The organism is Telluria sp. ZB4P36, assembly GCF_059685865.1.
Map to the genome: position 1 here is coordinate 188,733 of NZ_JCASIE010000007.1, position 20,913 is coordinate 209,645.

Annotated in this window: 16 protein-coding genes and 1 other RNA gene; 6 read left to right on the top strand and 11 right to left on the bottom strand. The window is 67.6% G+C overall.

Annotated elements, in window-relative coordinates; genetic code table 11:
* The first annotated feature begins 97 nt into the window (after positions 1 to 97).
* Together AC56LK_RS12415 and AC56LK_RS12420 are read left to right on the top strand one after the other, a co-directional pair.
* Positions 98 to 2,974 carry a hybrid sensor histidine kinase/response regulator gene (locus AC56LK_RS12415; RefSeq protein WP_497184818.1) on the top strand — a complete coding sequence of 959 codons (2,877 nt, stop codon included), beginning with the start codon at positions 98 to 100 and terminating at the stop codon, positions 2,972 to 2,974.
* Position 2,975: 1 nt separating this feature from the next.
* Positions 2,976 to 5,150: a putative bifunctional diguanylate cyclase/phosphodiesterase gene (locus tag AC56LK_RS12420; RefSeq protein WP_497184819.1), complete on the top strand. Its 2,175-nt coding sequence runs from the start codon at positions 2,976 to 2,978 to the stop codon at positions 5,148 to 5,150.
* Here AC56LK_RS12420 and AC56LK_RS12425 read toward each other — a convergent pair.
* Positions 5,107 to 7,539 carry a penicillin acylase family protein gene (locus AC56LK_RS12425; RefSeq protein ID WP_497184820.1) on the bottom strand — a complete coding sequence of 811 codons (2,433 nt, stop codon included), beginning with the start codon at positions 7,537 to 7,539 and terminating at the stop codon, positions 5,107 to 5,109. The genes AC56LK_RS12420 and AC56LK_RS12425 overlap by 44 nt on opposite strands.
* 208 nt (positions 7,540 to 7,747) lie before the next feature.
* On the opposite strand from AC56LK_RS12425, the gene AC56LK_RS12430 reads away from it, so the two are divergent.
* The gene (locus tag AC56LK_RS12430) at positions 7,748 to 8,002 is read left to right on the top strand and encodes a hypothetical protein (protein ID WP_497184821.1); all 255 of its coding nucleotides are present in this window, start codon (positions 7,748 to 7,750) and stop codon (positions 8,000 to 8,002) included.
* Between the two features lies 1 nt (position 8,003).
* Here AC56LK_RS12430 and AC56LK_RS12435 read toward each other — a convergent pair whose 3' ends face one another.
* The 8 genes from AC56LK_RS12435 to ubiD form a co-directional block, all read right to left on the bottom strand.
* A complete protein-coding gene (locus AC56LK_RS12435; RefSeq protein WP_497184822.1) occupies positions 8,004 to 8,792 on the bottom strand; it encodes a DUF2334 domain-containing protein in 789 nt (262 codons plus the stop codon).
* The gene (locus AC56LK_RS12440; protein WP_497184823.1) at positions 8,779 to 9,912 is read right to left on the bottom strand and encodes a glycosyltransferase; all 1,134 of its coding nucleotides are present in this window, start codon (positions 9,910 to 9,912) and stop codon (positions 8,779 to 8,781) included. The genes AC56LK_RS12435 and AC56LK_RS12440 overlap by 14 nt, the downstream gene beginning before the upstream one ends.
* A 103-nt stretch (positions 9,913 to 10,015) precedes the next feature.
* Positions 10,016 to 10,606, bottom strand: coding sequence for a recombination mediator RecR (recR, locus tag AC56LK_RS12445; RefSeq protein ID WP_497184824.1), 591 nt, complete (start codon positions 10,604 to 10,606; stop codon positions 10,016 to 10,018).
* Between the two features lie 12 nt (positions 10,607 to 10,618).
* Positions 10,619 to 10,945: a YbaB/EbfC family nucleoid-associated protein gene (locus AC56LK_RS12450; RefSeq protein WP_027866165.1), complete on the bottom strand. Its 327-nt coding sequence runs from the start codon at positions 10,943 to 10,945 to the stop codon at positions 10,619 to 10,621.
* 43 nt (positions 10,946 to 10,988) lie between these two features.
* Complete coding sequence (locus AC56LK_RS12455; RefSeq protein ID WP_497184825.1) at positions 10,989 to 13,124, bottom strand: DNA polymerase III subunit gamma/tau; 2,136 nt, start codon at positions 13,122 to 13,124, stop codon at positions 10,989 to 10,991.
* 73 nt (positions 13,125 to 13,197) lie between these two features.
* A complete protein-coding gene (locus AC56LK_RS12460) occupies positions 13,198 to 14,652 on the bottom strand; it encodes a methyl-accepting chemotaxis protein (RefSeq protein WP_497184826.1) in 1,455 nt (484 codons plus the stop codon).
* 193 nt (positions 14,653 to 14,845) lie between these two features.
* Positions 14,846 to 14,944: signal recognition particle sRNA small type (gene ffs / locus AC56LK_RS12465), an RNA gene on the bottom strand.
* 69 nt (positions 14,945 to 15,013) lie between these two features.
* On the bottom strand, positions 15,014 to 16,498 hold the full coding sequence (ubiD, locus tag AC56LK_RS12470; RefSeq protein WP_497184827.1) for a 4-hydroxy-3-polyprenylbenzoate decarboxylase: 1,485 nt from the start codon (positions 16,496 to 16,498) through the stop codon (positions 15,014 to 15,016).
* A 574-nt stretch (positions 16,499 to 17,072) separates the two neighbouring features.
* Between ubiD and AC56LK_RS12475 the strand changes: the two genes are divergently transcribed.
* Positions 17,073 to 17,885 carry a transglycosylase SLT domain-containing protein gene (locus tag AC56LK_RS12475; RefSeq protein WP_497184828.1) on the top strand — a complete coding sequence of 271 codons (813 nt, stop codon included), beginning with the start codon at positions 17,073 to 17,075 and terminating at the stop codon, positions 17,883 to 17,885.
* A gap of 66 nt (positions 17,886 to 17,951) precedes the next feature.
* On the opposite strand, the gene AC56LK_RS12480 is transcribed toward AC56LK_RS12475, so the two are convergent.
* A complete protein-coding gene (locus AC56LK_RS12480) occupies positions 17,952 to 18,956 on the bottom strand; it encodes a helix-turn-helix transcriptional regulator (RefSeq protein WP_497184829.1) in 1,005 nt (334 codons plus the stop codon).
* Between the two features lie 193 nt (positions 18,957 to 19,149).
* Here AC56LK_RS12480 and AC56LK_RS12485 point away from each other — a divergent pair, with 193 nt between their 5' ends.
* The gene (locus AC56LK_RS12485; RefSeq protein WP_497184830.1) at positions 19,150 to 20,217 is read left to right on the top strand and encodes a DUF4214 domain-containing protein; all 1,068 of its coding nucleotides are present in this window, start codon (positions 19,150 to 19,152) and stop codon (positions 20,215 to 20,217) included.
* A gap of 15 nt (positions 20,218 to 20,232) precedes the next feature.
* Positions 20,233 to 20,781 carry a DUF4755 domain-containing protein gene (locus AC56LK_RS12490; protein ID WP_497184831.1) on the top strand — a complete coding sequence of 183 codons (549 nt, stop codon included), beginning with the start codon at positions 20,233 to 20,235 and terminating at the stop codon, positions 20,779 to 20,781.
* A gap of 26 nt (positions 20,782 to 20,807) precedes the next feature.
* On the opposite strand, the gene AC56LK_RS12495 is transcribed toward AC56LK_RS12490, so the two are convergent.
* Positions 20,808 to 20,913 (bottom strand): transposase (locus AC56LK_RS12495; protein WP_497184834.1); only part of this gene is annotated, 106 nt, incomplete at its 5' end.

Consider the following 20,913-nt stretch of genomic DNA (forward strand, 5'->3'; position numbering starts at 1 on the left):
TTGAACGTATATTTTTTTCTTGCGGGAATTTGCATTCCGCAAAGGAAGCCCTGCGTCGTCCGGCGTGGGGCCGTTCCGCCGTGCCTGCGGGATCAGAATGCCGAACTTCGAGCGCTCCAGCCTGAACCAGAAGCTGACCATCATCTCGCTGCTCTCGACCGCGACCGCCCTGATATTCGTGTTCGGGGCCTTTGCGGTGACCTCGGTGGCGAACCACCGCAAGGACGAGGCGATGCAGCTGTCGACCTTCGCCCAGGTGATCGCGGCCAGCAGCGCCGACTACCTGCTGCTGCGCGACGGCGCACGCGCCCGCAACGCCCTGGGCGCGCTGGCAGCCAAGAGCGACATCTCGTCGGCCGTCCTGTACGACCGCAACGGCAAGCCCTTCGCCCAGTACGTCACCGTCAGCGACAGCGCCACCGAAGACCTGGCCCCACCGGCCGCGCTGGACGATGTCGACGCCGAGACCCTGGCCGGCGCCAACGCCGCCGGCCAGGGCCTGCTGTCGCGCCGCATGCGCCTGTACCAGCCGGTGATGGCGGGCGAGCTGCAGGTCGGCGTGGTGATGATCGAGACCGACCTGGTCGCGACCTGGATCGACATCCTCGCCGGCCTGGCCGTGATGGGGCTGGCGATGTGCGCCTCGCTGATCGTGTCGGTGGCCATGGCCAGCCGCTTCAAGCGCAGCATCGCCGAACCGGTGACCAAGTTGATCCAGGCCGCGCAAAAGGTCTCCGCCAGCCAGAACTACAGCCTGCGCATCGCCCACCAGCGCACCGACGAGCTGGGCCAGCTGATCGACAGCTTCAACACCATGATGGCCCAGATCGAGGACCGCGGCGCGGCCCTGCTGCACCACCGCGACGAGCTGGAACGCCAGGTCGGCGTGCGCACCGAACAGCTGGAGAAGGCCAAGAACGCCGCCGAAGCGGCCAGCCGCGCGAAAAGCGCCTTCCTGGCCACCATGAGCCACGAGATCCGGACCCCGATGAACGGCGTGCTGGGGATGACCGAAATGCTGCTGGCGACCGGATTGAGCGACGCCCAGCGCAACTACACCACCTTGGTCAAGCGCTCGGGCGAGCACCTGCTGGTGATCATCAACGACATCCTCGACTTTTCCAAGATCGAGGCCGGCAAGCTGACCATCGAGTACATCAACTTCAACCTGTGGGACCTGCTGGACGACATCCACAACGTGTACACGCCGCAGGCGGCCGGCAAGGGGATCGGCTTCGACTTCGACATCGCCAACGACATCCCGGTGGCGATCTGCGGCGACCCGAACCGGCTGCGCCAGATCATGGCCAACCTGCTCGGCAACGCCATCAAGTTCACCGAGGAAGGCCGCATCCTGGCGCGGGTGCGGGTAGCCGGCGAGGATACCCAGTCCGTGATGCTGCGCTTCGAGGTGCACGACACCGGCATCGGCATCTCGCGCGAAGCGCGGGCGCGCCTGTTCGAGGCCTTCTCGCAGGCCGACGATTCCACCACCCGCCGCTATGGCGGCACCGGCCTCGGCCTGGCGATCTCGAAGCAGCTGGTGGAGCTGATGGGCGGCGCCATCGGCGTCGACAACGCCCCCACGCGCGGCTCGATCTTCTGGTTCACGGTCAGCTTCGACAAGCGCCGCGTGGATCCCGATGCGCCGGACGCGCCCGGCCGCCGCCAGCACCCGCTGGAAGGCCTGCGCGTGCTGGTGGTGGACGAGCAGGAGGAAAGCCGCGAAGAACTGGCCCAGCAGCTGCAAGCCTGGTGCGCCAGCTGCGACAGCGCGGCCAGCGCGGCGGCGGGCTATGAACGCCTGCTGAGCGCGGCCCGGGCCGGCCGTCCCTACGATGCGGCGGTCCTCGACATGGAGCTGACCCACACCAGCGGCCTGGCGCTGGCGGCCTCGATCAAGGCCGATGCCGGGGCGCGCGCCACCCACCTGGTGCTGGTCAGTCCGGAACGCCTGGCGGCCGATCCGATCCAGCGCCGCGCCGCCGGGGTCGCCTACCAGCTGGTCAAGCCGGCCCGCGCGGCCGACCTGTACGCCTGCCTGGCCGCCTGCGCGGCGCGCCTGCACGGCCCCGCCGCCACGACCTTGCCGGCGCCCGGCACGGCGGCGCTCCAGGCCCGTGTCCCCGCCAGTCCCGCCACCACGGCCCGCCCGGCCGCGCGTGCCCGCGCACGGCGCGTGTTGCTGGCCGAGGACAACCCGGTCAACGTCGAAGTCGCGAAGGCGATGCTGGAAAGCCTGGGCATCGAGGCGCATTGCGCGCGCAACGGCCAGGAGGCGCTGCAGGCGGTGCGCGCCGGCGGCTTCGACGCCGTGCTGATGGATTGCCAGATGCCGGTCATGGATGGCTTCGCGGCCACCGCCGCGATCCGCCGCCACGAGCGCGAAGCGGGCCGCGCACGCACCATGCCGGTCATCGCGATTACCGCCAACGCCTTGCAGGGCGACCGCGAGGCTTGCCTGGCCGCCGGCATGGACGACTACTTGTCCAAGCCCTTCACCCAGCAGCAGCTGGCCGCCGTGATCGGGCGCTGGGTCGCGGTGCCGCTGGCCGCCACCAGCCACCACCTCGATGCGCCGCCGCGCCTGCCGCGCGAGACGGTCGAGGTGATCCAGCGCGAGGCCGTCAACCGGGTGGCGCTCGACCACATCCGCGCGCTCAGCCGCGACGGCGGCGATGCGCTGGTGCAGAAGGTCATCGCCGCCTATGTGGGCGACACGCCGCGCCACCTGGCGACCTTGCGCGAGGCGGTCGAGGGCTTGGATGCGGGCAGCCTGCGCCGCGTCGCCCACTGCCTGAAGTCGGCCAGCGCCAACGTCGGCGCCGCGCGCCTGGCGACGCTGTGCAAGGAACTCGAACAGCTCGGACGCGCCGACTCGGTCATCGGCGCCGACCGCATCCTCGCCGACATGGAACACGAATTCCAGACCGTGCGCCATTCGCTCCACGCCATGCTTGAAAAGGAAACCTGAGATGCCCTCCTCTCCCCCAAAGCGCGGAACGGTCCTGGTCGCCGACGACGACCCGGTGATGCGCATGCTGATGCTCGAGATGCTGGCCCAGGTCGGGCTGGACGCGATCGAGGCGGCCGACGGCGCGCTTGCTGTCGAACTGGCGCACAGCCGCTCGCCCGACCTGATCCTGATGGACGTCGAGATGCCGCGCATGGACGGTTTCGCAGCCTGCGAGGCGATCCGCCGCGCGGAATCCGACGGAACCGGCGTGCCGATCGTGATGGTCACCGGCGGCGACGACCTGGAAGCGGTCACGCGCGCCTACGAGGCCGGCGCCACCGATTTCGTGTCCAAGCCGATCAACTGGCCGATCCTCGGCCACCGCGTGCTCTACGTGCTGCGCGCCAGCGACGCCATCGCGCGCCTGCGCATCGCCGATGCCCAGAACCGCGCGGTGCTGGCGGCCATTCCGGACACCTTTTTCCGGCTCGACCGCGACGGCTTCTACCTCGACTACGAGCCGGGCCACGAAAGGCCGGGCCACGAAAGGCCGGGCCGCGAAAGGCCGGGCCGCGGCCGCGCCATGTCCCAACCCCACGCGCAAGCCTGTGTCGGCAAGCACGTCACCGACGTGCTGCCGCCCGAGACCGCCGGGCGCATGCTGGAACAGATGCGCACCGTGCTCGCCACCCAGCAGGTGCGCTCGGTCGAATACGAACTCGAACACTGCGGCGAGGTCCAGCATTTCGAGGCGCGGCTGGTCGCCACCAGCGATGCGCAGGTGCTCGGCCTGGTGCGCGACATCAGCGAACGCAAGCGCGCCGAAGAGCAGATCAGGCGTCTCGCCTACTGCGACAGCCTGACCGGCATCCCGAACCGCCAGGCTTTCCTGGAGACGCTGGAGCGCGAGCTGCAGCGCTCCAAGATCGGCAACAAGAAGTTCGCGGTGCTGTTCATGGACCTCGACGCCTTCAAGCGCATCAACGACACGCTCGGCCACAACGCCGGCGACGCCCTGCTCAAGATGGTGTCCGAGCGCCTGCGCGAGACCACCCGCCCGAGCGACCTGGTGTCGCGCGGCGACGGCTCCAACGGCAGCAAGCCGGAGCACACGACCAACCTGGCGCGCCTGGGCGGCGACGAGTTCACCATCCTGATTCCCGACCTCGAACGGGTCGAGCATGCGCTCAATGTTGCTACCAGAGTCAAGGAGGCCATGCGGCGGCCCTTCCTGATCGAGGGCAACGAGATCTTCGTCACCGCCAGCATCGGCATCTCGCTGTTCCCGGAAGACGGCGACGATTGCGGCTCGCTGCTCAAGTTCGCCGACACCGCGATGTACCACGCCAAGAATTGCGGCAAGAACAACGCGAAGCTGTACAGCTCCTCGCTGACGATGCAGATCATGAGTCACGTGAAGCTCGAGGTCGGGCTGCGCAAGGCCTTGCAGAACGACGAACTGTACCTGGTCTACCAGCCGCAGCGCGACGTGCGCAGCTCGGAAATCGTCGGGGTCGAGGCGCTGGTGCGCTGGCGCCATCCGGAACGCGGGCTGGTGCCGCCGACCGAATTCATCCCGCTGGCCGAGGAGACCGGCCTGATCGTGCCGATCGGCGAATGGGTGCTGCGCACCGCCTGCCGCCAGGCCAGGTCCTGGCAGCGCCACGCCCAGCGCACGCTGCGCATGGCGGTCAACCTGTCGGCCAAGCAGTTCAAGGACGAGAACCTGTCGCAAATGGTGCACTCGGCCCTGCTGGATGCCGGCCTGGAGCCGCGCCTGCTGGAACTGGAGCTGACCGAGGGCACGCTGATGGACGATGCGCGCGCCACCCTGGTCACGCTGGAACGGCTGCGCGGCATCGGCGTCTACCTGTCGATCGACGACTTCGGCACCGGCTATTCGTCGATGAACTATCTGAAACGCTTCGACGTGCGCGCGCTGAAGATCGACCGCAGCTTCATCAACGGCCTGCCCCAGGATTCGGAAAACGCGGCCATCACGCGCGCCATCATCGCGATGGCGCACGGCCTCAAGATGGTGGTGGTGGCCGAGGGCGTCGAGACCGGCGAACAGCTGCTGCTGCTCGAGCAGTATGGCTGCGACATGGTGCAGGGCTACTACCTGGGGCACCCGTCGAGTGCCGAGGCGATTAGCGGGATGCTGCAGGCCCCCTTGCTGCTGCCGGAGAAGTAGGCAGGAAACGCAGCGTATGCTTCGCCGCCCCCGGCAGCAGCGGCACCGGCTTCGCCTCCACCCACTCCGCGTGCCCCGACAGGAAGTACGGCGACAGCGGGTGCCCGCTCTGCCCGCCCGGCATGTTGTACAGGCCTTCCTCCTCGCGCCCCGGCGACACCGTCATGCGCTCCGACTGCCCGAACTTCGGCCCGGCCACGCGCGGCATGTTGGAATCGCCGGCCAGCTGGTCGGCCGGCGCCCCCAGCAGTGGCTTGAGAAGCGGCACCGCCATGCTGATGGGGTGGGCGATCGCGGCGCGGTTGCGCCGGCCCCAGGTGGCGTTCGCGAGCGGCTCCCCGTCCTTGGTCAAGTCCTGGATCACGCGGTCGATGGCGGCCAGCTCGAGCGCACGCCAGTCGGCATGGCCGGGCGGCAGCCAGCCGGCGGGCCGGGCGTCGAGCAGACGCGCCACCACCTCGGGCCAGCGGGTGGTGGAGGTGGCCAGCGTGGTCTTCGGCTCGAGCGCGTCGATGGCCTGGTTGGCACGGCCGAACAGCTGCTCGTTCAGGGCCCACATATAGTTGCGCGCCAGCCGGTAGCCGACCGAATCGATGCCGGCGCGGCCGTTCCAGCTGGTCGCGAGCAGGCGGCGGAACTCGGCGCGCTGCGGCTGCCCTGCCAGCGCCCGGGAATCGAGCGCGCGCAATGCACGTTCACGCCAGGGCGCGATGAACAGGGCGCGGTCGTCGAGCGCCACCTCGTGGACCCGGCGCAGGTCCAGCGTCGAGCCGAGCGCGCGCAGGCCCCCGGCCAACTGGCGGTTGCGCGCGCCGATGTCGAAGCCGCCGTCGCCGATCAGGGCGGCCCCGTCACCCATCAGCTGGCGGCTGTTGGCGGTCGTGAGCTGGCCGTCGGCCGGATTCACCACCCGCGGATAGCGCTGCGGCGCCAGCAGCGCCTTCCAGGTCGGCACGCCCTCTTCCAGCGGGAAAGTGCTCGCCAGCGGCGCCGTGGCGCGCTGCGGCAGCAGGCCGGCGATGGTCCAGCCGATGTTGCCGGCCGCGTCGCCCGCCACGAAATTCTGCGCCGGGATGCCGTCGATCGCGGCGATCGCCAGGGCCTCGTCGACGCTCCCTGCCGTCTCCAGCGCCATGTGCCTGAGGTTGATGGCGGCCGGGTCGTGCGCGATCCAGTGCACCGCGTACTGGCGCCCGCCGGCCGTGTAGATCGGGCCCAGCGAGGTTTCGCGCACCACGAAGCGCTCGGCCGGCGCGCCCTTCGCAGCGATCATCTCGACGTAGCTCACCGGGGTCTCCCAGCCGGCCGGCGTGCGCACCTGTCCCGGACGCGCCGGGTCGAGGCCGAGCGCCACCAGGTCGACCAGGTCGGCATAGCTGTTGGTGAAGGCCCAGGCCACCTGCCCGTTGCTGCCGACGATGATGCTCGGCGGCGCACCAGGCAAGGAAACGCCGGCCAGCCGGCGCTGCCCGCCCCCGGGGTCGGGAAAGCGCAAGGCCAGGCGATACCAGATATTCGGCAGTTGCAGGCCGAGGTGCATGTCGTCCGAGACGATGGCACCGCCGCCGGCGCTGCGGCTACCGGCCACCGCGTAGTTGTTGCTGCCGACCGAGTCGGCGAAGGCGGCGCCCGCCAGTTCGACGGGCTTGTCGGCCGGCGCACCCCACCAGGCCGGCGCCTTCGGAGGGATCGGGGCAAGGGCCGGGCTTGCCGCGCCGGCATCGAGGGTCGCGTCCCAGCGGCTCGCCTCGGGCAGCAGGAAAGCCAGCTGCGCCGGGTCGCTGTGCGCCCGCAGCCAGCCGCGCGCCAGTTCGCGCGGCGCCTGGTTGCCCTGCAGGTCGATGTACATCGCCCAGATCACCAGCAGCGAATCGGCGGCGCTCCAGGGCCGGGCTTCGGTGCCGGTCAGCAAGTATTCGAAGGGTTTGGCCTGCAGTGCGCGCAAGCCGTCGTTGACGCCGGCGACATAGCGGTCCAGCAGGGCGCGATCGGCTGCCGGCAGGCGTCCCAGGGCCAGCCGGGCACGGGCGCGGAAACGGTGCAGGCGGCGCGAACGGTCGAGCGGCAGTGCGCGCGGACCGAACAGCTCGGCCAGCTCGCCGGCGGCGGTACGGCGCAGCAGGTCCATCTGGAAGAAGCGTTCCTGGGCGTGGACGAAACCGGTGGCATAGGCGACGTCGGCGCGGCTGGCGCCGCTGATCAGGGGGACGCCGGCGGCATCGCGCGCCACCGTCACCTCGGCCTGCAGGCCGGGGACCTCGCGCTTGCCGTCGAGCTGGGCCAGGCTGGCGCGCAGGGCCAGCCACCCGGCAAGCAGGGCCAGGACGACGAGCGCCAGCAAGCCGGCCAGTCCACGCAGGGTCCAGGTCTTCCATCGGCGCTGTCGCATCTCGGTTTCTCCCCCTTTTTTGCGCGTATCTTGCCAGAAATTAGTCTGCCCCGGCGACCCGATCTTGTCATGTCCGGGGCGGACCGGGGTCATGCACGATTGATATATGCCCGACGCATCCCCAAAGCAGTTCTATACTGGAAGCAGGCCGCCAGAAAGGCGGGCAAAGGAGTTCATCATGCAAATGGCAAAGTGTGCGGTAGTGGCAATGACCTTGACGCTCGCGGCCTGCAGCACGCCGCAGCAGCGCGCCGAGCGCATGCAGGCGGAAATGGCCGAGCTGATGACCATCTACGGTCCGGCCTGTTCACGGCTGGGTTACGCGGAGAACAGCGACCAGTGGCGCCACTGCGTGCTGCAGCTCAGTACGCGCGAGGAACTACGCCACTCCGGTCCTTCGTACTACGGCGGTTTCGGCCCACGTCATTGGCGGGCCGGCGGCTATTGGGGACCTTACTGGTAAATCAGTGGTAAGCAAGCATCGCGCGCAGGCGCCGCGCGAACCCAGCCTTGGTCATGGCCGTGTGGGTGGCGAGCAGGGCCTCGACCGTGGCCTGCGCATGGCGCAGCAGCCGCGGATGGCGCACGTCCGGCGGATGCAGGCCCAGGCGGATGAGCGGACGGCGCGCCAGCGCCAGCGCGAGCAGGTCCGCCAGCAGCGGCGAAGCCAGCCGTCCGCTGCGGTTGCGCGCGGCATAGACCAGCGACGGTGACAGCAGCGCGCCGCCGCTGCCGCCGGCACCACCATGGAGCAGGTAAAAGCGCTTCCAGGTCGTGGTGTAGTCGAAGTCGAAGCCGTGCAGGGCTTCCCAGGCCCCCTCCCCCATCAGCCATGCCGGCGGCACGAAGCCGCGCACCGGCCAGCCGCGCTCGGCGAACCAGTCGAGCCCGCGCTGGATGCGGCGCGCCGCTTCGATGGCGGGCAGGGCCGCGAACTCGCCTTCGATGCTGTAGCTGCCGCGCAGGAAGCGCTCGCCCAGGCCGGGACCGCGCGGCGCCGTATCGAGGTGAGTGAATCCGTGCAGCACCAGTTCGTCGCCGCGCGCCAGGGCCCGTTCGAGCCCGGCTTCCATGCGGGCGGCATCGCCGCCGGCGCGGTGGTACTGGGGCACCACGAGCCAGCTCAGCGGCAGGTCGGCCACCGCGCGCAAGGCTTCGGCAAGACGCACGCATTCGTCCCAGGTAACCGGGGCGACGTCGTGGATCGAGACGCACAGGACCGGCCGTTCGTCCGGGGCGTCAGTCGGGCACACAGAGGCGCTCCAGCGCGCGCTGCGCACCCTGGCGCGAGGCGAGCAGGCTGCCGTAGCGGTGCATCAGTTGCGGAAAGACCTGGCTCCAGTCGTAGTGCTCGTGCGCCTTGCGGCGCGCATTGGCGCCCAGGCGCGCCAGGTCGCGGCCGTAGATCGCCTCGATGGCGCCGGCCAGGCTGTCGGCGTCGTTCGGGCGCGCCAGGATGCCGGTCTGCTCGTCCACCAGCTCGGCCACGCCGCCGCCGCCCGTCCCCACCACCGGCAAGCCGCAGGCCATCGCCTCGAGCACGATCAGGCCGAAGGTTTCGCAGTCGCCCGGATGCACCAGCAGGTCGCAGCTCGCCAGCAGGCCGGCCAGCGTGCGCTGGTCGCGCTGGAAGGGCATAAAGCTCAGCTGCGCATGCCGGGCCAGCTGTGCCCCGCCGCCGACCAGCAGCAGGTGGTAGGGCTTGCCCAGCTTGCGCACGGCCTCGATCAGGACAGGCAGCTTCTTGTCGGCGGTGAAGCGGCCGGCATAGACCAGCAGCCGGGTGTCTTCCGGCAGGCCGAGCTCGGCCCGCAGGCTGTCGCGGCGGCGGCGCGGGTGGAATATCTCGCTGTCGATGCCGAGCGGCTGGTGCAGGGCGTGGGTGACGCCCATGTCGGCCAGCTGGTGCACCATCAGGCGGCTGGGCGCGAGCACGGTGTCGAACTCGCGGTACAGGTGCGCCAGGTATTTGCAGCTGCCGTGGGAGATGGTGTCGCCGAAGCGGTTCTGCACCAGGCGCGGCAGATCGGAATGGTAGAAGGCGATGGCCGGGATGCCGAGCTGCTGGCGCAGGCGCAGCGCCGCCCAGGCGCTGTGGCCGGCGTCGCCCGCCTCGATCAGGTCGGGCTCGGCCGCGCGCAGGCGCCGCGCCGCCGCCGCCACCGAGACCGGCATGCGGTAGCCGTGGAGACCGGGCAAGGGCAGCGCCGGCACCCGCACCAGGCTGGGCGCCTCGTCGTCGCCGACATTGGGACTGAAGATGGTATGCCGTGCCCAGCCATACCGCGCAAGCCAGCGTGCCTTGGCGTTCAGGTAGGTGCTGACGCCGCCGCCCTCGGCGGCATAGAACATCGTGATGTCGACAAGATGCATGTAGGGATCCGCTGAAAGTGCCACGATAGCAGCGGTCCACCGGCCAGGTTTGCGCGCACGCAGGCTCAGGGCACCCTGCTACCGGGTCGTCGTGTCAGGGGAATTATGCGCTGCGGCGATCGAGCATGGCGCGCGCTATCGTGCCGGCATCGACATACTCGAGCTCGCCGCCGACGGGCACGCCGCGCGCCAGCCGGCTGACCTTCAGCCCGCGCGCCTTCAGCATTTCGCTGATGTAATGGGCGGTCGCTTCGCCCTCGTTGGTGAAGTTGGTTGCCAGCACCACTTCGCCGACCACGCCATCGGTGGCGCGCCCGACCAGCTTGTCGAGGTGCAGGTCGCGCGGACCGATGCCGTCCAGCGGCGACAGCCGTCCCATCAGCACGAAGTACAGGCCCTTGAAGGTCAGGGTCTGCTCGATCATCATCTGGTCGGCGGGGGTTTCGACGATGCACAGCAGGCCGCGGTCGCGCGCCTCGTCGGCGCACAGCTCGCACACTTCGGTGTCGGAAAATGTATTGCACATGGCGCAGTGGTGCACCGTGTCCACGGCCTGGTAGAGCGCCCGCGACAGCATGGCCGCGCCTTCGCGGTCATGCTGCAGCAGGTGGAAGGCCATGCGTTGCGCCGACTTCGGACCAATGCCGGGCAGGCGCCGCAGCGCCTCGGTCAGGAAGTCGAGCGACTTGGACATGCGCGCCTTTCCTTAGAACGGCATCTTGAAGCCCGGCGGCAGCGGCATGCCGGCGGTCAGGCCGCTCATCTTCTCGGCGGACGTGGCTTCGGCCTTGCGCACGGCGTCGTTGAACGCGGCCGCGACCAGGTCTTCCAGCATGTCGCGGTCGTCGCCCAGCAGCGAAGGGTCGATGGTGACGCGCTTGACGTCGTTCTTGCAGGTCATCACGACCTTGACCAGGCCCGCGCCCGACTGGCCTTCGACTTCGATCTGAGCCAGCTGCTCCTGCGCCTTCTTCATGTTGTCCTGCATGGCTTGCGCCTGTTTCATCAAGCCTGCGAGCTGGTTTTTCATCATGGTCGGTTTCTCCAATAGTGCCAAAGTGGGTTATTCAAATAGGTCAGGCTGCCGCCGGCTTCACCGAACCGGGCACGACGAAGGCGTCGAACCTGCGTTCCATCGCCTGCACGAAGGGATCGGCGGCGACCAGGGCTTCGGCCTGGCGCTGGCGCTCCTCGCGCGCGGCCTTGGCTTCGGCCGCGGCCGTGTACCAGACCGGGCCGATCTCGGTATCGAGGCTGACGCGCACCGCCGGGAAGCGTTCCTGCAGCGCGGCGGTCAGCTTCTCGCTGTTGCCGCTGGCGCGCAGGGTGTCGACCGGCACGCGCAGGCGGAAGGTCGCGGCCTGTTCGTGGGCAATACACTCGATCAGCTCGGTCTGCAGGGCCAGCTGCTGGGACACGCCGCGCAGCGGCAGGCCGGCGGCCAGCGCCGGCCAGTTGCCGTCCCAGCCGATGGCCGGCACCGGCGTGACGACGTAGGCATGCGGCGGCGCGGCCGGGGCCCGCATCTGCGCGGGCGCGCTAGCCGCATGCGGCAAGCCCGTCACGACCGCGGGCGCATCGGCGGCAACGGCGGTGTCGTCGGAAAATTCGGTGACCCAGGAAGGCGGCTCGTCTTCGGACGGCGCCTGCTGCATGCGCGCCTGCGGCGGCTGCGCCTGCATCTGCGGCGGCTGGACGGCCTGCGGCTGGGATTGCTCCCATGGCGGCGTGCCGCCCGCTGCCGGACGGCTGGCCGGAGCGGTCTGCAGCGCGGCCGAGGGACCCGGCGCCGGCGGCGGCGCGGCCGGTGCCGGTGCGGCCGGCGCCGGTGCAGGTGGGGCTTCGGTGCGCGGCCTGGCGCCGCCGCCATTCCGGCCGCCGGATGCGGCGCGGGCCGCTTCCAGCGCCGCATTGATCGCGGCGCGCGCCGAGGTCATGGCAGGGGCCGGGGCCGAGGGCGCTGCGGGAGCCGCCGCCTGGGCCGGAGGCGGCGCAGCGGGCCTTGCAGGCGCCACCGCCGCATGGCTGGCCGCGGCCACCGCCGCCGCCCGTGCCGCCGGGGCCGCGCCCGGCGCCGCCGCCGCCGGCGCCGCCACCTGCTCGGCGCCGCCCTGACCCGGACGGAAGGCCAGCATGCGCAGCAGCGTCATGGTGAAGCCGGCGTATTCGTCCGGCGCCAGGCCGATCTCGTTGCGGCCATGGACCGCGATCTGGTAATACAGCTGCACTTCCTGGGCGTCGAAGGCCTGGGCCAGGCGCAGGATGTCGTTCAGTTCCGGCAAGTCTTGCGGCACCGCCGCCGGCACCGACTGGGCCAGCGCGATCCGGTGCAGCAGGGTGCCGAGGTCTTGCAGCGCGCCGTTGTACGACAGGCTGCGGCTGGCCATTTCGTCGGCCACCGCCATCAGGTCGGCGCCGTCCTGGGCCAGCAGCGCATCCAGCAGGCGCACCAGGTAGGACTGGTCGAGCGCGCCCAGCATGCCCTGCACGGCATCCAGGGTCACCTGGCCGGCGGCATAGGCGATCGCCTGGTCGGTCAGCGACAGCGCGTCGCGCATCGAGCCGTGCGCGCCCTGCGCCAGCAGGCGCAGGGCCGGCTGCTCGAAGCTCACGCCTTCCTGGCCGAGGATGTTCTCCAGGTGGCCGACGATGTGGCCCGGCGGCATCTGCTTGAGGTTGAACTGGAGGCAGCGCGACAGCACCGTGACCGGGATCTTCTGCGGGTCGGTGGTCGCCAGGATGAACTTGATGTGGGGCGGCGGTTCCTCGAGCGTCTTGAGCATCGCGTTGAACGCGTGGTTGGTGAGCATGTGCACCTCGTCGATCATGTAGACCTTGAAGCGTGCATTGCTCGGCGCGTACACCGCCTGCTCCAGCAGCTGGGCCATCTCGTCGACGCCGCGGTTCGATGCCGCATCCATCTCGATGTAGTCGACGAAGCGGCCGGCATCGATCGCACGGCAGGCTTCGCACACGCCGCAGGGCTCGGCGGTGACGCCGCCCTGCCCGTCCGGGCCGACGCAGTTGAGCGACTTTGCCAGGATACGCGACAGCGTCGTCTTGCCGACCCCGCGCGTCCCCGTGAACAGGTAGGCGTGGTGCAGGCGGCCCGTTTTCAACGCATGGGTCAGGGCACGGACGACGTGCTCCTGGCCGACCAGCGTTTCGAAGTTCTTGGGACGGTATTTGCGGGCGAGGACTTGATAGGACATGCCGCGATTTTACCGCAGTTGGCGCGTGCGGCGCATATTCGCGGCCGTGCCCGGCTACAACATTTGCCCGGGCTTAGCCGATGCCGAGAGCGGGCCGGTCCGCGTGCCGGCCAAGCTGGAACACGCTGACAACCTCGGCCAGGTGACGCGCCTGCGCTTCCAGCGAGCCGGCCGCGCTGGCAGCCTGCTCGACCAGCCCGGCGTTGTCGCGCGTCGCCGCATCCATCTCGTGCATGGCGTCACCGATCGCGGCGATCCCGGCGGCCTGCTCCCGGCTTGCGCTGCTGATGCCCGCGATTAAGGCGGACACCTGGTGCACGCTGTCCACCACCTGCTCCATGGTCGCGCCGGCCTGGCGCACCAGCTGGCTGCCGGCTTCCACCTGGGACACCGATTCGCCGATCAGCGCCTTGATCTCGCGCGCCGCCGTCGCCGATCGCTGCGCCAGGTTGCGTACCTCGCCGGCCACGACCGCGAAACCGCGCCCCTGCTCGCCGGCCCGGGCCGCTTCCACGGCCGCGTTCAAGGCCAGGATATTGGTCTGGAAGGCGATGCCGTCGATGACGGTGATGATGTCGGCGATCCTGCGCGACGAGGCATCGATGGCTTCCATGCGCTGCACCGCCCTGGCCACCACCTCGCCGCCCTGGGCGGCGACTTGCGATGCGCTGCCGGCCAGCTGGTTGGCCGCGTTGGCACGCTCGGCGTTCTGCTGGACGGTACCGGTCAGCTCGGCCATCGAGCGGACGGTAGCATGGATCGATTCGGCCTGGGCACTGGTGCGGGTCGCCAGTTCGGCATTGCCGGCAGCGAGCTGCACCGAGGTGGCGCTGGTCGTCTGCACGCTGCGCTGGACGCTGGCCAGGGCGCCCTCGAGCAGCCGCACCACGTCGCGCAGGGCGCGTCCGCTGGTGCTGCGTGCCGGCAGCGCGGCGGCGCGCAGGTCGATCCGGCCGCCTTCGTTCGCCATCGCGGCCACGCTCACGCGCAACTCGGCGGACTGCAGGGCTTCGCGGCGCAGCACCTGGGCCAGGAAGCACAGCACCGCGGCCTCGGCCACGACATAGGCGGAATGCACCAGCACGATGCCGAAGCCCGGCTCGCTCAGGCAGCGCACGCCGAAGCCCAGCTCCTGCAGGTAGGTAAATGAGAAGTGATGGAGCGGCACGACGATCGCGGCCGCGACGATCACGGCCCAGTCGCGGTAGCACAGCAGGAAGGCCAGCAGCACGAAAATTCCGAAATGCAACTCGGTGCGGCCGGCGGCCTGGTGGATGTGCAGGGCACAGAACACCATCATCGCCACCGCCACCATGACGCGCGACAGGCGGGTGCCGCCATGCAGGGCGATCGCCACGGTCGGCAGCAGCGCGGCCGGCAAGCCGACCAGGAAGGCCCAGCGCAGGGTGTCGTGCAGGCCGGACAGCGCCAGCCCGAGGGCGAACAAGCCCCACAGGATCCCGCACATCAGGTAATCGGCCCGCACATGGCTCGCCTTCAGCACGCCGTCGACACTCTGCTTTTCCACGCTTCGCCCCCTGTTGATTTATCAAGATCAACATTGGAACAGAATCGACAATTTCCATGTGGAAATTCGATTAAATTAACGATTCAAATGCGGTTCGGGCGCAGTAAACGCGACGAATTACCGGATTTGCGGCAATTATGGATTGAAGAGGGCAAGGAGGAATGCTTGACGCGTGAAACGCGAGGAAGAGTAAAGAGGCGAGCCTGATCTGCGGCACTTGCGGTGAACGGCTTTGGCTGCTTCGTTCCCGACCTGACCAGGTAAACCATGCCGCAATGCGCAGGGGCCCGCCAGCGGCCATTATACCCCATGACGGGAAATAGGGGAACCGAGGCGCCGGCTCCCCAGGCAGTGGACAGGATCAGATGCCCAGCTGTCCCCAGATGTCGTCGACGCGCGCCTTCACTGCCGGCGTCATGGCGATCGGGACGCCCCACTCCCGGTTGGTTTCGCCCGGCCATTTATTGGTGGCGTCGATGCCCATCTTGCTGCCGAGGCCGCTGATCGGCGAAGCGAAGTCGAGGTAGTCGATCGGGGTGTTGTCGACCATGACCGTGTCGCGGGTCGGGTCGACCCGGGTCGTGATGGCCCAGATGACCTCTTTCCAGTCGCGCACGTCGACGTCCTCGTCCACCACCACGATGAACTTGGTGTACATGAACTGGCGCAGGAAACTCCAGACCCCGAACATGACGCGCTTGGCGTGGCCGGCGTACTGTTTCTTCATCTGCACCACCGCCATGCGGTAGCTGCAGCCTTCCGGCGGCAGGTAGAAATCGGTGATCTCGCTGAACTGCTTCTGCAGCAGCGGGATGAAGACTTCGTTCAGGGCCACGCCCAGCACAGCCGGTTCGTCGGGCGGCTTGCCGGTATAGGTCGAGTGATAGATGGGATCGCGGCGCATCGTGATGCGGTCGATCGTGAACACCGGGAAGCTGTCCTGCTCATTGTAGTAGCCGGTATGGTCGCCATAGGGGCCTTCGAGTGCGTGCTCGAAGCCGGACGGGTGGTTCGCGTCCGGGTAGATATGCCCTTCCAGCACGATCTCGGCGGATGCCGGCACCCGCAGCTCGCTGCCGATGGCTTTCGCCAGCACGGTGCGCTGGCCGCGCAGCAGGCCGGCGAACTGGTATTCGGACAGGCTGTCCGGCACCGGCGTGACGGCGCCCAGGATGGTGGCGGGGTCGGCGCCCAGCGCCACCGCGACCGGATACGGCTTGCCGGGATTGGCCAGCGCGTGTTCGCGGAAATCGAGGGCGCCGCCGCGGTGCGCCAGCCAGCGCATGATCACCTTGTTCCGGCCCAGCACCTGCTGGCGGTAGATGCCCAGGTTCTGGCGCTTCTTGTGCGGCCCCTTGGTGATCACCAGGCCCCAGGTGATCAGGGGCGCGATGTCGCCCGGCCAGCAGTGCTGGATCGGCAGCCGGGCCAGGTCGACGTCCTGCCCTTCCCAGACGATCTCCTGGCACGACGCGCCGCGCACCTCTTTCGGCGCCATGTCCCACACCGCCTTGACCAGCGAGCCCAGGCCCATGATGTCCTTGAAGCCCTTGGGCGGCTCCGGCTCCTTCAGGCGCGCCAGCACATGGCCGATCTGGCGCAGTTCGCCCAGGTCTTCCGCACCCATGCCGAGCGCCACCCGGCGCGGGGTGCCGAACAGGTTGCCGAGCACCGGGATCGTGTGGCCGGTCGGCTTTTCGAACAGCAGCGCGGGCCCTTCGGCGCGCAGCGTACGGTCGCAGATCTCCGTCATCTCGAGGTGGGGCGACACCGGTACGCCAACGTGTTTCAGCTCGCCCATTTTCTCGAGCTGCGCCATAAAGTCCCGCAAATCTGAATATTTCATCAAGTTTTGATCGTTATCTCGTCAGTAGAAGCTTGTTCAAGGCACCATGCCAAGTAGTTGATTTAGCAAGCCTTTCTAAAATTTCGGCTTGGCAATCAGAACTAAAAGTAATAAGAGCGGATCGTGCTAGGGTTGACTTGGTATAAAGGACCCACTAGAATCCGTCCTACTTGATGAGGCAGGCAATCGTTTCGACATGATTTTAGCTGTTCTCATGCATTCACGGGGTCGGGGCCCCACATGACATTTTGAGGAGTGTTTTCACTGGGCGTCTGCCCAAACCCCCGAGACAGTTGTTGAGCCACTGGTTCCACCCGCACGGGTTTCAAAGCAGCCAGCTGTAGCAAAGCAATGACGGCGTTAGTCGGCCGCACCGCGGCGACCTACGATATTTCTGATGCACGGCATTCAGTTACCCAACACAGCGCGTCTTCCTAGACAGCCGTGACAGGACGCTTTTTGCCGCGACAAGGGGAATTCGATGATCCATCGTTTCATCACGAGCGCAAGGCTCGTGCAATCCATGGCCAGCCAGCCAGTCACGTTGTCTTCCGTGAGCAAAGCGGCACGCGGTATGTTCAACACCGCACGCAACACCCTGACCGTATTCGGTCTCTCGGCAATCGCGATGCTCGCGCTGCTCTACACCAACGAAGACGTCGCCAAGCGCGTCTCGGACATGCTCCATCCCGAGCCTGAAGTCGTCGCCGTGGCCCCTGCCGTCCCGGCGCCTGCGCTCGCGGAAGTCGCCGAAGCGATCGAAGCGCCCCATGCCGGCGCCCAGCACCTCGGCGACAGCAAGCAGCAGCAATGGGTTACCTCCTGGCTGAGCAAGCGCTACCGCGTCGCCAGCGACGCCGCCAACATGCTGGTCTCGACCGCCTACATGACGGCGCACGAGGTCAAGCTCGACCCGCTCCTGATCCTGGCGGTGATGGCGATCGAATCCGGGCTGAACCCCTTCGCCGAAAGCCCGATGGGCGCCAAGGGCCTGATGCAGGTCATGGCCAAGGTCCATCACGACAAGTTCGAACAGGTCGGCGGCCAGGAAGCCGCCCTGAATCCGGTCGCCAACATCAAGGTCGGCGCCCTGATCCTGAAGGATTACGTCAAGCGCACCGGTTCCGTCGAAGGCGGCCTGAAGACCTATGTCGGCGCCGCCGACATGGAAAGCGATTCCGGCTATGGCGCCAAGGTGCTGGCCGAGTACAAGCGCCTGAAGCAGGTCGCCAAGGGCCACAAGGTGCCGACCACCAACCCGCGCCCACTGCCGGAAACGACCGTGGTCAAGCAGGCTCCCGCAGCGGCACCGGTTGACGCCCCTGTCGTCACCCCGGCGCCGGCCAAGGCCGAGAGCCACGGTTCGGAAGCGCTGGCGACCCTGTAAGGCGTCGCGATCCGCTCCTCACCGCCACCGCCCAGCGGTGGTTTTTTTTGCCTTTTGTCGGCGCCTTCACGCGCATGGATGCGGCAGGATCCCGGCTTCCATCAGCGCGCGCGACAGGCTGGTCTTGTTGGCAACGTCCAGCTTGCGGTACGCACTGCTGAGCTGATTGCGTACCGTGCTCGGCGACAGCCCCAGCTGCCTGGCAATCTCCTTGTATTGCAGGCCCCGGGCGGCCAGCGCGGCGCTGCGCAGTTCTGCCGGCGTGAGCGTCGATGCCGCCGACGCACGCCGCGCTACCGACAAATTGAGCACGCTGCCTTCGACCCTGGTGCGTATGGCGAGCCGCCGGCCCAGGTAGCTCTGCGCACGATCCGAGCGCAAGGCCGCGACCAGCCGCTCGGGCAGCATCGGCGGTGACCACTGCGGCCACTCTTCCTGCAGCAGGCCGATCGCGTCGTCGTGCGCAAAATACACTTTCCCGCTCAGGTCGCTGATCACGCTGGTCGAAGGTGCCTGTGCGGCATGCACCGCCAGCCGCTCATTGATCTGGCGCGCCTGGATGATGTGCGGCAGCGCCAGGTCGGCCAGCGCGACAGCATCGTCGCTGAAGCGGGCGCGCCGGGACGCGCGCCAGAACGAGATCGCGGTAACCCGCCCCGGGAGGTTGCGATCCGAGACGAAGGTCAGCGAATGGGCCGTCTCGAACTTGCGGCAATAGGCAAGCACGGCACGGTCGTGCGTGCTGCTGGCGATGTCGGTTGCCACGCTCTTTCCGCGCTTACTGAAGGTGGCGCTCAGTGCCGGATCACGGGTCGTGACCTGACCGTCGCGGGTGATGATTTCCTCGCCCAGCATGCTCTGGCGCTCGGCAAGCCGCTCGGCCGGCACATTGTGCAGGTGGACGCCGGTCGGGATGAGCCGGTCGCCGAAGATTCCCAGGTCGCCGATCAGGGCCGCGTCGAATGTCAGGGCGCGCTTGATCTCCTTGATCATTTCTTCTTTGCACTCGACCTGCCCTGTATGCTGGGCAATCTCGTACAGGCTCAGTATCAAGCTGGCATGCTGATTCATCGCAATAACAAGAAGCAAATCTTGCACGGTGATTAAAGGTCGCCATGCTAGGCCTATGTTGAAAAACATGCAATTCATGGCGCATGCCTTAGTACATTCGTTCCATGGATTAATAGATTGGTAACACGGGATAATTCATGCATACCCTCCCAGCTTCCGGCTGGCGAACCGTCCAACCCTCCTTGGAATAGCCATGAATCTGTCCCGTATCTCTTTTTCCGTGCTTGCGAGCTTGGCCCTGAGCGCCTGCGGCGGACCCGAAGCGCCCCCGGGCGTCGGCATGCAATCCGGCAGGTCGCTCGCGACCACCACCGCCGCGACCGGTGTGACGACCTTCAACGGAAAGCGCGCGAACTACACCATCGCCAAGACCGCGAACGGCGTCAGCGTTACCGACCTGGTCGGACAGGAAGGGGTGGTGAACCTGGTCGCTCCCAAGCGCCTGCTGTTCACCGACATCGCCATCGCCTTCGATATCGATGGCACGGCGGGAAAGGCATACCGCATCTACCAGGCGGCGTTCAACCGGACGCCCGACTACGATGGCCTCGGCTTCTGGATCGACCAGATGGACAAGGGCATGTCGCTCGACACCGTCGCCGCGGGCTTCGTCAGCTCGCAGGAGTTCGCCGCGCTGTACGGCGCCCGCCCCACCAATGCGGAGATGATCGCGAAGTTCTACCAGAACGTCTTGCATCGCGCGCCCGACCAGGCAGGCTACGATTATTGGGTGAGCGTGCTGGACAAGGGGCTGGCGAGCCCGTCAAGCGTCCTGGCCGGGTTCGGCGAAAGCCCGGAAAACAAGGATCTGCTTGCGCCCGTGATCGGCAGCGGCTTCTATTACACCGCCTACAAGCCGGCGGTCCCGCTTCCGGTCTTGACCGTCGCCACCCTGGCGGCCTGCCCCGATGCCAATGCGGTCCAGTCCGGGGAGTTTTACCAGTGCATGGTGGGGACAATCAAGGGCAAGTCCACGTTCGGCAACGCCGAATGCACGCTGAGCATTGCCGCGGACGGCAAGATCAGCCTGGCTTCGGGCACGAACACCAGGTCGCTGCAAGCGCCCTACCGCTTCCCGGTCTACTCGAAGGTCTCGGTCAGCGCCTCCGACACCTTCTTCATGGTGATCGACACCCGTGATGTCGCCATGGCCCACCTCGATTTCAAGGCGACCTCCCCGAAATATGCCGCGATGTCTTCGGCCCTCACGTCCGGCATCGAAGCGAGTATCGACGGCCTGAGCTGCAAATTCCCCCTCTGATCGCGGACGGCAAGCATGAAAAAATACCTGTTCCCCGCCCTTCTCGCCTTTGTCGGACTCAATACCCTGGGCTCCTTTTCCTCCGCAACGTCCAAGCTGTTCGGCTTCGGACTGCTGGCATGGGCCGCATGGCTGCTGATCAAGGCGACGAAGGGTCCCGGCAAGCCGACAGCCGACAACTCCCTGAGGGATCGCCTGTCGGGTTTTCGTTACAATCATTTCCATGAGAAATCCGGCATCGCCCTCGACTCGTCCAGGCAGGAGGTCCACCTGATCTCCAATGGCGAATACAAGGTTTATCCATTCGCGCACATCCGCTCATGGGAAACCAATATCGCCTCCGGCGGCATGATCAGGTCCTCGCCTTCGGTCACGGCGGGGATGGTGGCGGTGGCCGAGAATCTACGGCAGCAGCGTGAAAACCGGGCGAATACCGGCCTCTTTCTCCAGGTCAGGGATGTGGACCACCCCAAATGGCATATCGAGTTCCCTGCCAGGGATGTCCAGCGCCAGTTGGAAAGGTGGATGGAAATCCTGCGCCAGGAAGTGAACGAAGCGGCGTAAGCGGCGCCAGCAGCAAAAAAAAAGGTTCATCGCACTTTCCCGGGGAACGCATCCTTGATTTTCAGGAAGAAGTAGGATGCGTCTTGAAATCCGTAGGCCATGCGCTTGATGACCTTGATGCGATTGTTGACG